At 72.9% G+C, this 12,839-nt stretch carries 11 protein-coding genes; 7 read left to right on the top strand and 4 right to left on the bottom strand.

What is annotated here, in order from left to right; all coding sequences use genetic code 11:
• Nucleotides 1–67 precede the first annotated feature (67 nt).
• Both ACIGAN_RS14330 and ACIGAN_RS14325 read left to right on the top strand, forming a co-directional pair.
• Complete coding sequence (locus ACIGAN_RS14330) at nucleotides 68–1,045, top strand: ATP-binding cassette domain-containing protein (RefSeq protein ID WP_365100014.1); 978 nt, start codon at nucleotides 68–70, stop codon at nucleotides 1,043–1,045.
• The gene (locus ACIGAN_RS14325; protein WP_365100006.1) at nucleotides 1,042–1,833 is read left to right on the top strand and encodes an ABC transporter permease; all 792 of its coding nucleotides are present in this window, start codon (nucleotides 1,042–1,044) and stop codon (nucleotides 1,831–1,833) included. The genes ACIGAN_RS14330 and ACIGAN_RS14325 overlap by 4 nt, the downstream gene beginning before the upstream one ends.
• Nucleotides 1,834–2,023: 190 nt before the next feature.
• On the opposite strand, the gene ACIGAN_RS14320 is transcribed toward ACIGAN_RS14325, so the two are convergent.
• The 3 genes from ACIGAN_RS14320 to ACIGAN_RS14310 form a co-directional block, all read right to left on the bottom strand.
• Complete coding sequence (locus tag ACIGAN_RS14320; protein WP_365740349.1) at nucleotides 2,024–2,773, bottom strand: response regulator; 750 nt, start codon at nucleotides 2,771–2,773, stop codon at nucleotides 2,024–2,026.
• On the bottom strand, nucleotides 2,770–4,407 hold the full coding sequence (locus ACIGAN_RS14315; RefSeq protein ID WP_365099325.1) for a sensor histidine kinase: 1,638 nt from the start codon (nucleotides 4,405–4,407) through the stop codon (nucleotides 2,770–2,772). Before ACIGAN_RS14315 ends, ACIGAN_RS14320 begins: the two co-directional genes overlap by 4 nt.
• Nucleotides 4,408–4,517: 110 nt before the next feature.
• A complete protein-coding gene (locus tag ACIGAN_RS14310; protein WP_399857422.1) occupies nucleotides 4,518–5,012 on the bottom strand; it encodes a hypothetical protein in 495 nt (164 codons plus the stop codon).
• 375 nt (nucleotides 5,013–5,387) lie between these two features.
• Here ACIGAN_RS14310 and ACIGAN_RS14305 point away from each other — a divergent pair, with 375 nt between their 5' ends.
• The 3 genes from ACIGAN_RS14305 to ACIGAN_RS14295 all read left to right on the top strand — a co-directional run bounded on the left by ACIGAN_RS14305 (nucleotide 5,388) and on the right by ACIGAN_RS14295 (nucleotide 10,289).
• On the top strand, nucleotides 5,388–6,371 hold the full coding sequence (locus ACIGAN_RS14305; RefSeq protein ID WP_365099324.1) for a lysylphosphatidylglycerol synthase transmembrane domain-containing protein: 984 nt from the start codon (nucleotides 5,388–5,390) through the stop codon (nucleotides 6,369–6,371).
• 373 nt (nucleotides 6,372–6,744) lie between these two features.
• Nucleotides 6,745–7,842 (top strand): mechanosensitive ion channel family protein, encoded by a 1,098-nt coding sequence (locus ACIGAN_RS14300; protein ID WP_399857420.1) that lies wholly within the window; start codon nucleotides 6,745–6,747, stop codon nucleotides 7,840–7,842.
• Nucleotides 7,843–8,069: 227 nt separating this feature from the next.
• Nucleotides 8,070–10,289: an NADP-dependent isocitrate dehydrogenase gene (locus ACIGAN_RS14295; protein ID WP_399857418.1), complete on the top strand. Its 2,220-nt coding sequence runs from the start codon at nucleotides 8,070–8,072 to the stop codon at nucleotides 10,287–10,289.
• A 72-nt stretch (nucleotides 10,290–10,361) separates the two neighbouring features.
• Here the strand turns inward: ACIGAN_RS14295 and ACIGAN_RS14290 are convergent, their stop codons facing one another.
• On the bottom strand, nucleotides 10,362–10,703 hold the full coding sequence (locus tag ACIGAN_RS14290; RefSeq protein ID WP_365099321.1) for a DUF5713 family protein: 342 nt from the start codon (nucleotides 10,701–10,703) through the stop codon (nucleotides 10,362–10,364).
• A 47-nt stretch (nucleotides 10,704–10,750) separates the two neighbouring features.
• On the opposite strand from ACIGAN_RS14290, the gene ACIGAN_RS14285 reads away from it, so the two are divergent.
• Both ACIGAN_RS14285 and ACIGAN_RS14280 read left to right on the top strand, forming a co-directional pair.
• Entirely contained in the window at nucleotides 10,751–11,539 is a 789-nt protein-coding gene (locus ACIGAN_RS14285) for an N-formylglutamate amidohydrolase (protein ID WP_399857416.1), read from the top strand.
• Nucleotides 11,540–11,607: 68 nt separating this feature from the next.
• Nucleotides 11,608–12,831: a cytochrome P450 gene (locus ACIGAN_RS14280; protein WP_399857414.1), complete on the top strand. Its 1,224-nt coding sequence runs from the start codon at nucleotides 11,608–11,610 to the stop codon at nucleotides 12,829–12,831.
• The last annotated feature ends 8 nt before the right edge of the window (nucleotides 12,832–12,839 follow it).

The following is a 12,839-nucleotide window of genomic DNA, read 5'->3' as shown; positions in this document are numbered from 1 at the left end:
ACCCGCACACCGCTCATCCCCCGTCACGACAGCCTCCGAAAGGGAGTGCTCCATGTCTTCTCCTGTCATGCCCACGTCCAGGAAGGGTGAGAGCGCGCCGCCCCCGGCCGCGATCTCGGCCGTCGGGCTGCGCAAGTCCTTCGGTGACAAGACCGTCCTCGACGGCATCGACCTGCACATCCCGGCCGGTTCCGTGTTCGCCCTGCTCGGACCGAACGGCGCGGGCAAGACCACCGTCGTCAAGATCCTCTCCACGCTCATCACCGCCGACGCCGGCGAGCTGCGCGTCGGCGGCCACGACGTCGCCACCGAACCGCAGGCCGTGCGCGCCGCGATCGGCGTCACCGGGCAGTTCTCCGCCGTCGACGGTCTGATCACCGGGGAGGAGAACATGCTCCTCATGGCCGACCTGCAGCATCTGCCCCGGCAGGAGGGCCGGCGCGTCGCCGCGGAGCTGCTGGAGCGCTTCGACCTCACCGACGCGGCGAAGAAGCCCGCCTCCACCTACTCCGGCGGCATGAAGCGCCGACTGGACCTGGCGATGACGCTGGTGGGCGACCCGCGGATCATCTTCCTCGACGAACCCACCACCGGCCTCGACCCGCGCTCCCGGCACAACATGTGGCAGATCATCCGCGAGCTGCTCGCCGACGGCGTCACCGTCTTCCTCACCACCCAGTACCTGGAGGAGGCCGACGAACTCGCCGACCGCATCGCCGTGCTGAACGACGGAAAGATCGCCGCCGAGGGAAGCGCCGAGGAGCTCAAGCGGCTCATCCCCGGCGGGCACGTCCGGCTCCGCTTCACCGACCCGGCGGCCTACCAGACCGCCGTGGCCACGCTGCACGAGGCCAACCGCGACGACGACGCGCTGGCCCTGCGCATCCCCAGCGACGGCACCCAGCGCGAACTGCGCTCCCTGCTCGACTGGCTGGACTCGGCCGGTATCGAGGCCGACGAGCTGTCCGTGCACACCCCCGACCTCGACGACGTCTTCTTCGCCCTGACCGGCGGCACCGACAAGCACAAGGAGACCGCCCGATGAGCGCCCTGTCCCTCGTGGTCCGCGACTCGAACACGATGCTGCGCCGCAATCTGCTGCACGCCCGGCGCTATCCGTCCCTGACGCTGAACCTGCTGCTCACGCCGGTGATGATGCTGCTGCTCTTCGTCTACATCTTCGGCGACGTGCTGAGCGCGGGCATCGGCGGCGGCGGCGCCGACCGCTCCGACTACGTCGCCTACATCGTCCCCGGCATCCTGCTGATGACCATCGGCAGCACCGTCATCGGGGCCGCGGTCTCCGTCTCGACCGACATGTCCGAGGGCATCATCGCCCGCTTCCGCACCATGGCGATCCACCGCGGCTCGGTGCTCATCGGGCATGTGGTCGGCAGCGTGCTGCAGGTGCTCATGAGTCTGATCCTGGTCGGGGCCATCGCCGTGGCCATCGGCTTCCGGTCCACCGACGCGACGGCGCTGGAGTGGCTGGCGGCGTTCGGACTGCTCGCGCTGTTCGCCCTGGCGCTCACCTGGATCGCGGTCGGCATGGGTCTGGCCAGTCCGAACGCCGAGGCGGCCAGCAACATGGCCATGCCGCTGATCCTGCTGCCGCTCATCTCCAGCGCCTTCATCCCGGCCGACTCCATGCCGGGCTGGTTCCAGCCGATCGCCGAGTACCAGCCCTTCACCCCCGCCATCGAGACCCTGCGCGGACTGCTCCTCGGAACCGAGATCGGCCACAACGGGTGGCTCGCCATCGCCTGGTGCGTGGGCCTGTCCGTCCTCGGCTACTTCTGGTCCAAGTCGCTCTTCGAGCGCGACCCCAAGTAGCCAGGCGGCCCCCGCGGCCGACCACGATCCGCCCCCGGGCGGGGGGGGGGGGGGGGGGCCCCCCCCCCCCCCCCCGCCCCCCCCCCCCCCCCCCCCCCCCCCCCCCCCCCCGCCCCCCCCCCCCCCCCCGCCCTCCCGGCGTTCCGGCCCCGCGCACCGGCGTCGCGGCCCCATGCACTGGCGTTCGGCCTCACGCCCGCCAGGCGTACCGGCGTTCCGGGCGCCCCGCCGCGCCGTAGCGCAGGGAGACCTCCGCGCTGCCCGTGCTGTGGAAGTACTCCAGATAGCGGCGGGCGCTCACCCGGGAGACGCCGGTCAGGGCCGCGCACTCGCTGGCGGAGAGCGTGCCCTCCGCCGCGCGCAGGGCCCGTTCGACGAGGTCGGCGGTCTCCACGCTCATGCCCTTGGGCAGGGCGTGGACCACCGCCGGGGCGAACGCGCCCGCCAGGACCCGGTCCACGTCGGCCTGGCCGCGGACGACGGCGGTCAGCAGCCGGCCGCGCTGGGCGGCGTAGCGTTCCAGGCGGGCGCGCAGGTCCTGGAAGTCGAAGGGCTTGAGGAGATAGTCGACCACGCCGCGGCGGACCGCGCCGCGCACGGTGCCGGCCTCCTGCGCGGCGCTGATCACCATCACGTCGCAGTCGTGGCCGGCGCTGCGCAGCCGCGGGATCACGTCCAGGCCGAAGATGTCGGGCAGGTACAGGTCGAGCAGGACGAGGTCGGGGCGCAGCGCGTCGACGGCCTCGATGGCCTCGGCTCCGGTGTGGGCGACGCCGACGACGCGGAACGACTCGACGCGTTCGACGAACGCGCGGTGGACCCGGGCCACCATGAAGTCGTCGTCGACCACGAGCACGTCGATCACGTCCGTGCCGCCCCGCGCCGGAGCCCGGGCCGGGTCCGGGGCCGGGCCCCGCGCCGGATCCTGTGCTGCGGTCATGGGTCCGCTCCTTCCGCCACCGTGCCGATGAGGTGCCCGACGGTCATGCGTGCGGTGAACACGGCCCCGTCGGGGGTGTTGGACACCGAGATCTCTCCGCCGTGCCGTTCGCAGACCAGCTTGGTCAGGGCCAGTCCGATGCCGCGCTCGCCCTCCCGCGCGGCCTTGGTGGTGAAACCGTGGGAGAACACCTCGCGGGCCAGTTCGGGAGCCACGCCGGGGCCGGAGTCGCGGACCACGATCTCCACACCGGAGGCGTCCTGCCGCAGCGCCACCTCCACCCACGCCCGGTCGTCCTGCGCGGCGGCGTCCACGGCGTCGACGGCATTGTCGACGAGGTTGCCCACGACAGTGGCCACGTCGGCGGCGTCCTCCGGGGCCAGTCGCTCCAGCGCGGTGTCCTCGGAGATCCGCAGGGCGACCTTGCGCTCGGCCGCCAGGGACGCCTTCGCCATCAGCAGCGCGGCCACCGCCGTGTCGCGGACGCGGCGGCTGAGGGTGACGTCCAGGGACTGGCGGCGCTGGTTCAACGCCCGGATGTAGCGCACCACTTCGTCCTGCTCGCCGATCTGGATCAGCCCGGAGATGGTGTGCAGCTGGTTGGCGAACTCGTGGGCCTGCGCGCGCAGCAGCTCCGAGGAACTGCGGAAGGAGCCGATCTCCCGCTCCAGCCGGGCGAGTTCGGTCCGGTCGCGCAAGGTGGTGACCGAGCCGAGGAGCCGGCCGTCCTTGGTGACGGTCATCCGGTTCATCACCAGGACCCGGCCGCGGCGCACCACGACCTCGTCCCGGGTGCCCGCGGCGGTCCCGGCCAGCACGTCGCGCAGCCGCCCCTCGACGCCCAGGCCGTCCAGGCTCTGGCCGACACAGTCCTCCGGCAGGTCGAGCAGGCGGCGCCCCATGTCGTTGACGAGCGTGAGCCGCTGCTGCGGGTCCAGGGCGACCACACCCTCGGCGATCCCGTACAGCATGGCCTCGCGGTGTTCGGCGAGCCCGGCGATCTCGCGCGGCTCCAGTCCGAGCGTCTGCCGCTTCACCCGCCGTGCCAGCAGCCAGGAACCGGCGACGCCGAGACCGCTGGCCACGCCCAGGTAGACGAGCAGGGAGGAGGAGGCGCCGCCGAGCCGCTGCCAGGCCGTCGGCTCGGACTCGCCGATCATCACCGTGCCGAGGATCCGGCCGAGGTTGTGCTCGCTCGCGCCGAGGACCGGGACCTGGGCGGCCCGTTGACGGTCGCCGTCCAGCGTGAGCTCACCGGACCAGCCCCGGCCGCGGCCGGCCCCCGGCCCGAGCGGCATGCGCTCGCCGATCACCGTGGGATTCGTCGAGCTGACGATCCGCCCGCCCGCGTCGGCGACCGTCACCGAGGTCACCTGGGACTGCGCCTGCGTGGAGAGCACCAGCGGGGCGAGCGCCTCCCCGGGGGCGGGCCGCACCAGCTGGCTGCGCACCAGCGGGTTGGCGGCCAGCTGTTCGGCGAGCGCGCTCACCCGGCGCCCCTCGACACGGTTGAACGTCGCCCGCGACTGGGCGAGGGAGACGGCGGCGACCGCCAGCAGCACCACCACGACGATGGCGAGCTGGAGCACCAGCATCTCGCCCGCGAGCGAGTGGCGACGGAAGGTGGCGACCACGGTGGACTCAATCTGCGATGCCGACACAAGGGGGGCGGCTCATGTGCCGAGTCGCACCATCATGACGCCCACCTGCGCGAACCGGAAGGGATGAGCGGCCCGCGATGCGTTCAGGAGCGGCCCGGGCGGGGGCCGGTGCCCGACAACTCCCGGATGGTGCCGCCGAGTTTCCCGCGGAGCGGCTCCAGCATCCCGGGCTCGGCGCTGACCACCCAGCGCATGCCGACCAGATACGTGCCCCCGTAGACGCGGGCCGACTCCAGCCAGGTCTCCTTCAGCCGTTCCTCCGGGAAGGTGGTGATCAGGAAGTCGCCCTTCGGGGTGCGGCACACGCCTTCGCGCAGTTCGTCCGCCTCGGTGCGGATGGTCGCCGTGCAGCCGGCCAGGCCGGCGATCACCTCCACCTTGGCCGGTGCCACGACCCCGGCGGCGGGTGCCCCGGACGCGCTCGGTCCCGCCGCCGCCCGGCCGTCCCCACCGCCGCCGCAGGACGCGGCCAGGGGCAGCACGGCCAAGGCCCCGGCCGCCGCGACGGCGCGCAGGCGCCGGGGACGGGACGGGGTCCGGGGGGTGGTTCGTACGGTCGGTCGTCGCTGCTGGGACACGTCGCCTCTCCGGGTGCGGGCCGTCGGTGAGCACTCGAAGGGGGTACGGACCGGCCCGGCGCGGCGTTCAGGGCGCCGGCGTGACCAGGCCGCCGGCCACGCGGCGCCCAGGACGCACCGGGCTGTGACGACGTCGTGGTTGAGCCGGGAGCCGGGGGCGCCCGTACCAGTGGGTGTGAAGAACGCCACCGGCTTGCGCCGCACCTGCTCGCGCCGCGCCCCCGGCATCCCGCACAATCGGCCCGATCCCCCTCTCCCCCGACTGTCCGCGCGAAGGCCCCGATGACGCTTCCCACCCAGCCGCTTCCCGCAGGCAACCCCCAGGCAGCGCTTCCGCAACCCGCCGTTGGCGCGGCCCGGGAACCCTCTGCGGATGTGACAGCGGTCCAACTCCCCGACATCCGCCCGGGACGACTCCCCCGTCGCGTCCCGGTCCGCCGCCTGCGGCAGATCCTGTGCCTGCTGCCGCTCCTGCTCGTCACGGTGGTCGCGGTGCGCCACCGCTCGGTGCTGGCCGAGGGGTTCGCCCATCTCGGCACCGCCGCCTGGCCGTGGCTGCTGGCCGCGGTCGGCACCACCTGCCTGACCTGGGTCGCCGCCGCCTGCACCCGGCAGGGCGCGGTCGTCGAGCGGTTGCCCCGACGGCGGCTGCTGGCCACGCAGTTCGCGGCGGGCGCCGCCAACCACCTGCTGCCGACCGGGCTGGGCGCGAGCGCGGTCAACCTGCGGTTCATGACGGTGTGCGGGCTGCCGCTCGCCCGTTCCTCGGCCGCCCTCGCCCTGTACCTGCTGGCCGAGAGCGTCGGCCGGGTGACCCTGCTGGCCGCCCTGTTCCTCGCGTTCCCCGACGCGCTGCGGCTCGGCGCGCTCGTCCCGCCTACGGCGTTCGGCCCGCTGCTGGGCGGTGCCGGGGCGGTGCTGGTGATCGCCGTGGCCGTGCTCGTCCTGGTCCGGCGGCTGCGGACGGCTCTGCTGTCCTTCCTGCGCACCGCGCTCGGCGAGGCCCGCGAGGTGCACACCCGCCCCGCCCGGGTCCTGGCCCTGTGGGGCGGCGCGCTGGCGTTCCCCGCGCTGCAGGCGTCCGTCCTGGTGCTGGTGAGCCGGGCGCTGGGCCTCGACGTGCCGGCGGCGCACCTGGCGGTGGCCTATCTGGCGGCGACCTGCGCGGTGGCGCTGGTGCCCACGCCGGGCGGGATCGGCTCGGTGGAGGCGGCGCTGGTGGTGGCGCTGGTCGCGGCCGGCGGACCGGCCGCGGTCGCCACGGCGGTGGTACTGGCCTTCCGGGTCGTCACGGTCTGGCTGCCGCTGGTGCCGGGCGCGCTGACCCTGGGCGCGCTGGTGCGGCTGAAGGTGATCTGACCGAACCGATGGCGTGCCCGACCCCGTCGCACGGACCCGACCCCGTCGCACGGAAGGGACGTGACTGCCGAAAGCCTGGGGGGCGCCGCCCGTTCCGCCGCGGGCTCCGGCCGGCACGGGTCGTAGGCGCCCTGTGAGGACGGCCACGTGACAGTACGTCATGTGCGCCGATTCACGCTCCCCTCACCCCCGTCCGCGGTACGAACCCCCGTGCGGGATGCGGCAGGATGAACGGTCGGGCCGACCGCGGGTCAGGGTGGTCGGCCACCGACGGGGATTTTCGGAAACGAGCAGGGGACGACGTGACGACACTGCACATCCGACCGCCGGCGACGACAGCCTTCGCCGCACTTCTCCTCGCCGGGGGTGGCCGGTGAACCGGGCGCTCACCGTGGACGATCTGCTCTTCGCCGGCATCGCCCTGGCCTCGGGCCTGCTGGCTGCGTTCGCGCTGCGGATCCTGCTGCGCTGGCTGGGCGGGCACGCCGACCGCACCCGCTGGAGCGGCGACGACGTCATCGTGCACGCGCTGCGCGCCGTGGTGCCGTGGGCCGCGGTGGTGGGCGGCGCGGCGGGCGCGGCGGCGGTGCTGCCGCTGACGCGGACGGCGCAGCACCACACCAACCAGGTGCTCACCGTGCTGCTGATCTTCGTCGCGACGGTGTCGGCGGCGCGGGTGGTGGCCGGGCTGGTGCGCTCGGTCACCCAGTCCCGCTCCGGGGTCGCCGGATCGGCCACGATCTTCGTCAACATCACCCGGATCCTGGTCCTGGCGATCGGCTTCCTGATCGTGCTGCAGACGCTGGGGATCTCCATAGCCCCGCTGCTCACCGCCCTCGGCGTCGGCGGCCTGGCGGTCGCGCTGGCCCTGCAGGACACCCTCGCCAACCTCTTCGCGGGCATCCACATCCTCGCCTCCAAGACCGTCCAGCCGGGTGACTACATCCGGCTCAGCAGCGGGGAGGAGGGCTACGTCGAGGACATCAACTGGCGGCAGACGACGATCCGCAACCTGTCCAACAACCTCGTGGTGATCCCCAACGGTCAGCTCGCGAAGGCGAACATGACCAACTTCATGCGCCCCGAGGAGCAGCTGACCATCCTGCTCCAGGTCGGTGTGGCCTACGACAGCGACCTGGAGCACGTGGAGCGGGTCACCAACGAGGTGATCGCCGAGACGATGAGGGACGTGGAGGGCGCGGTGCCCGACCACGAGCCGATCATCCGCTTCCACACCTTCGGCGACTCCCGCATCGGCTTCACCGTCATCCTGGGCGTGGGCGAGTTCAGCGACCAGTACCGGATCAAGCACGAGTTCATCAAGCGCCTGCACAAGCGGTACCGCGCCGAGGGCATCCGCATCCCCGCACCGGCCCGCACGGTGACCCTGCAGCAGGGCGCGGTCGCGATCCCGCAGCAGCGCAGCGGCGAGGTGGAGGCGGGCGGGATGGCGTCCGTCCGGTTCGACTAGACGCGCACCGCGCACGGCACCGCGCACGGCACCGCCTATGGCGTCGCGTACGGCGTCGCCGGCCAGGGACCGCACCCGGGGTGCGGCGGCCGGCGACGCCGCGTGGCCGGCCGGTCACGGCAGGCGGGCCGGTTGCCCGAAACCGGTCGCCGACCCCTGTCGAGACGAGGTCGATCACGAGATATCTTGATGTCGAGCAATGTTGCAGACGTGGAGCGGAGCACCCGGTGACTGACTCGACCATCATCTATACGCACACTGACGAGGCCCCCGCCCTGGCGACGTATTCCTTCCTGCCGGTGGTCCGGGCGTACGCCTCGCAGGCGGGTGTCCCGGTGGAGACCCGCGACATCTCGCTGGCCGGGCGCATCATCGCCGTGTTCCCGGAGTACCTGACCGAGGACCAGCGCATTCCGGACGCCCTGGCGGAGCTCGGCGAGCTGGCCAAGACGCCCGCCGCCAACATCATCAAGCTGCCGAACATCTCGGCGTCCATCCCGCAGCTCAAGGCCGCGATCGCCGAGCTGCAGGGCCAGGGCTACGCGCTGCCGGACTACCCGGACGACCCCAAGACCGACGAGGAGCGCGAGATCCGCGCCCGCTACGACAAGGTCAAGGGCTCCGCCGTGAACCCGGTCCTGCGCGAGGGCAACTCGGACCGCCGCGCCCCCGCCTCGGTGAAGAACTACGCCAAGTCCCACCCGCACCGCATGGGCGCCTGGACCGCCGAGTCCAGGACCAGCGTGGCGACCATGGGCGAGAACGACTTCCGCTCCACCGAGAAGTCCGTGGTGATCGCCGAGGACGGCGCGCTGCGCATCGAGCTCGTCGGCGACGACGGCACGACCACCGTGCTGCGCGAGTCCGTACCCGTGCAGCGGGGCGAGGTCGTCGACGCCTCCGTGATGCGCGTCGCCGCGCTGCGCGAGTTCCTCACCGCGCAGGTCGCCGAGGCCAAGGCGCAGGGCGTGCTGTTCTCCGTGCACCTGAAGGCCACGATGATGAAGGTCTCCGACCCGATCGTCTTCGGCCACGTGGTGCGCGCCTTCTTCCCGAAGACGTTCGCGCAGTACGGCGACAAGCTGGCCGCGGCCGGCCTGAGCCCGAACGACGGTCTGGGCGGCATCTGGAAGGGCCTGGACGCCCTGCCGGAGGGCGCCGAGATCAAGGCCTCCTTCGACGCCGAGCTCGCCGAGGGCCCGCAGCTGGCGATGGTCGACTCCGACAAGGGCATCACCAACCTGCACGTGCCGTCGGACGTCATCATCGACGCCTCCATGCCGGCGATGATCCGCACGTCCGGCCACATGTGGGGCCCGGACGGCCAGGAGCACGACGCCCTCGCGGTGATCCCGGACTCCTCCTACGCGGGCGTCTACCAGGCCGTGATCGACGACTGCAAGGCCAACGGCGCCTTCGACCCCTCGACCATGGGCACGGTGCCGAACGTCGGCCTCATGGCGCAGAAGGCCGAGGAGTACGGCAGCCACGACAAGACCTTCGAGATCCCCACCACGGGCACGGTCCGCCTGGTCGACGCCGACGGCACCGCGCTGATCGAGCAGGCCGTCGAAGCCGGCGACATCTTCCGCGCCTGCCAGACCAAGGACGCGCCGATCAAGGACTGGGTGAAGCTGGCCGTCACCCGCGCCCGCGCCACCGGCGACCCGGCGGTGTTCTGGCTGGACGAGACCCGCGCCCACGACGCCAACCTGATCGCCAAGGTCAGGACCTACCTGGCGGAGCACGACACCGAGGGCCTGGACATCCGGATCCTGTCCCCCGTCGAGGCGACGAAGCTGTCGGTGGAGCGCATCCGCCGCGGCGAGAACACCATCTCCGTCACCGGCAACGTGCTGCGCGACTACCTCACCGACCTGTTCCCGATCCTGGAGCTGGGCACCAGCGCCAAGATGCTGTCGGTCGTCCCGCTGATGGCGGGCGGCGGCCTGTTCGAGACGGGGGCCGGCGGCTCGGCGCCCAAGCACGTGCAGCAGCTGGTCAAGGAGAACTACCTGCGCTGGGACTCCCTCGGCGAGTTCTTCGCGCTGGTGCCGTCCTTCGAGCAGTACGCCAAGGTCACGGGCAACGCCCGCGCCCAGGTGCTGGCCGACACCCTCGACCGGGCCACGGCCACCTTCCTCAACGAGGACAAGTCCCCGACCCGCCGCGTCGGCGGCATCGACAACCGCGGCAGCCACTTCTACCTGTCCCTGTACTGGGCGCAGGAGCTGGCGCGGCAGACCGACGACGCGGACCTGGCGAAGGCCTTCGCCCCGCTCGCCGAGACGCTCGCCGCGAACGAGCAGAAGATCGTCGACGAGCTGGGCGCCGTGCAGGGCAAGCCGGTCGACATCGGCGGCTACTACCAGCCCGACCCGGCGAAGGCCGCGGAGGTCATGCGCCCGTCCGCCACGTGGAACGAGGCCCTGGCGTCCCTGAGCTGACGCCCCGGGCCCTCTCGGGCCGCTGACCCGCGCCCCGGCCGGCCTCGCGCCCGGCCGGGGCGCGGGCGTGTCTCACCAGTCGCGGGTGGCGATCAGCTCCTCCACGTCGGCGTCGGCGAAGCCGTAGGCCCGGGCGACGAACCAGAAGTCCTCCGCTATCGCCTCCCGCGCCACCGTCTCGATCTCACTGCCGGCCTCCTCGAAGGCGCTCTGCAGGTCGTTGAACTCCTCCGTGGCGGCCTGGGTCAGCGGGTACAGCTCCGGCAGGCCGGCGGGCCGCTCGGCCTCGATGCGCGCGCACAGCCGCAGCAGGATCTCCCGGCCGCGGTCCAGGACGTGGCCGGGGTAGTAGTCGTCGGCGTAGAGGGCCTTCAGGAACGGGTGCGTGGCCACGTCGTGGTTGCGGAGAGACATGCTGCGATCATGCACCAGGCCACTGACAACCGCCCCGGAGCCGCCCCATGACCCCTGCCGTACCGTCCTTCGGTCTGCTGGCCGGTGACGACCGCTCCCCGGTGATCCTGCACGTGCCGCACTCCGCCCGCGCCCTGCCGGACGACGTCCGGGCGGGCATCGTGCTCGACGACGAGGCGCTCGCGCGGGAGCTGGACCACATCACCGACGCGCACACGGACCGGCTCGCCGAGGCGGCGGCCGGGCGGGCCGGGGTCACGCCCTGGCGTTTCGTGAACCGGCTCTCGCGGCTGGTCGTCGACCCGGAGCGGTTCCCGGACGAGCGCGAGGAGATGCGCGCGGTCGGCATGGGCGCGGTGTACACGCGGACCACGCACGGCGCGGTGCTGCGGCCCGAGGGCTTCGAGCCCGGCCCGCTCGTCGAGCGGTACTTCCTGCCGTACGCGCGGGCGATGTCGCGGGCCGTGGCGGACCGGCTGGCGGCCACCGGGCGAACCGTGATCATCGACGTGCACTCCTATCCGAGCCGGCGGCTGCCCTACGAGCTGCACGGGGAGGGGCCCCGGCCGCCGGTGTGCCTGGGCACGGACTCCTTCCACACCTCGCCGGGACTGCTGGACGCCGCCCGGGAGGCGTTCGGGGAGACGGGGCTCGACAGCCCCTTCAGCGGGGCGTACGTGCCGCTGGAGTTCCACGGGCTCGACGCGCGGGTGGAGGCGCTGATGGTGGAGATCCGCCGGGACACCTACATGACCGAGCCGGGCGGTCCGGCCGGGCCCGGTCTGGAGCGGCTGGCCGACGCGCTCGCCGGGCTCGTCGACGCGGTGTCCCGCTGAGCCGTCGCGGTCACCGGCTGGAGCACTCCCGCGCGACAAGAGGGCGGGGGCGCGGCGAGGGTGGGTGCATGACGGAGGAGACCACCACGCTGACCGGCCAGTCCCCGCCCCCGGTACGGGACTGGCCCGCCCTCGATCTGGACGGGACGGACTTCGACCCGGTGCTCGCGGAGCTGATGCGCGAGGGCCCGTTGACCCGGATCCGGCTGCCGTTCGGTGAGGGCTGGGCGTGGCTGGCCACCCGCCACGCGGACGTGAAGCTGATCACCAACGATCCCCGCTTCAGCCGCGCGGAGGTGACGCATCGTCAGGTGACGCGCATGGCACCGCACTTCAAGCCGCGGCCCGGTTCGCTCGCCTTCGCCGACCAGCCCGACCACAACCGGCTGCGCAAGGCCGTCGCCGGTGCCTTCACCGTGAGCGCGATGAAGCGGCTGCGGCCCCGCGCCCAGGAGATGCTCGACGAGCTGGTCGAGGGCGTGGTGCGGCACGGACCGCCCGCGGACCTGGTCGAGCGGGTCCTGGAACCGTTCCCGATCGCCCTGGTCAGCGAGGTCATGGGGGTGCCGGAGGCCGACCGGGAGCGGGTGCACGCCTGGACCCGGCAGATCATCTCCACCTCCGGCGGTGCCGAGGCCGCCGACCGTGCGAAGGCCGGCCTCTACGGGTGGATCACGCAGACGGTCCGCTCCCGCGCGGACGGTACCGGCGAGGACGTCTACTCCCTGCTGGGCGCCGCCGTGGCGCGCGGCGACCTCGGCGAGACGGAGGCGGTCGGCCTCGCCGGACCACTGCAGATCGGCGGCGAGGCCGTCACCCACAACTGCGGGCAGATGCTCTATCTGCTGCTCACCCGGCCGGAGTTGAGGCGGGCGTGGCGGGAGCGGCCGGAGGCCCGGGCCGCCCTCATGGACGAACTGCTGCGCTACGTCCCGCACCGCAGCTCCGTCGGTCTGGCACGGATCGCCCTGGAGGACGTCGACCTGCACGGCCACCGCATCCGCGCGGGCGACCCGGTGTACGTCTCCTACCTCGCCGCCAACCGCGACCCCGAGGTGTTCCCCGAGCCGGACCGGATCGACCCGGACCGTGCGCCCAACCCGCACCTGGCCTTCGGCAACGGGCCGCACCACTGCACCGGGGCGGTCCTGGCCCGCCTCCAGACCGAACTGCTCCTCACCACGCTGCTGGAGCGCCTGCCCCACCTGCGTCTGGCCGTCCCCGCGGACCAGGTCGCCTGGCGGCGCAGGACGATGATCCGCGGGCCGCGGACCCTGCCCTGCACCTGGTGATGCGGGGG

Origin of the sequence: Streptomyces sp. NPDC085931, assembly GCF_044540565.1 — a bacterium.
In the GTDB taxonomy this organism is placed as follows: Bacteria; Actinomycetota; Actinomycetes; order Streptomycetales; family Streptomycetaceae; genus Streptomyces.
This window is presented reverse-complemented; position numbering and strand designations above follow the sequence as displayed.

Coding starts and splice junctions, on each gene's coding strand:
- ACIGAN_RS14330 (WP_365100014.1), top strand. CDS start 68: ATGCCCACGTCCAGGAAGGGTGAGAGCGCGCCGCCCCCGGCCGCGATC.
- ACIGAN_RS14325 (WP_365100006.1), top strand. CDS start 1,042: ATGAGCGCCCTGTCCCTCGTGGTCCGCGACTCGAACACGATGCTGCGC.
- ACIGAN_RS14320 (WP_365740349.1), bottom strand. CDS start 2,773: ATGACCGCAGCACAGGATCCGGCGCGGGGCCCGGCCCCGGACCCGGCC.
- ACIGAN_RS14290 (WP_365099321.1), bottom strand. CDS start 10,703: ATGTCTCTCCGCAACCACGACGTGGCCACGCACCCGTTCCTGAAGGCC.
- ACIGAN_RS14285 (WP_399857416.1), top strand. CDS start 10,751: ATGACCCCTGCCGTACCGTCCTTCGGTCTGCTGGCCGGTGACGACCGC.
- ACIGAN_RS14280 (WP_399857414.1), top strand. CDS start 11,608: ATGACGGAGGAGACCACCACGCTGACCGGCCAGTCCCCGCCCCCGGTA.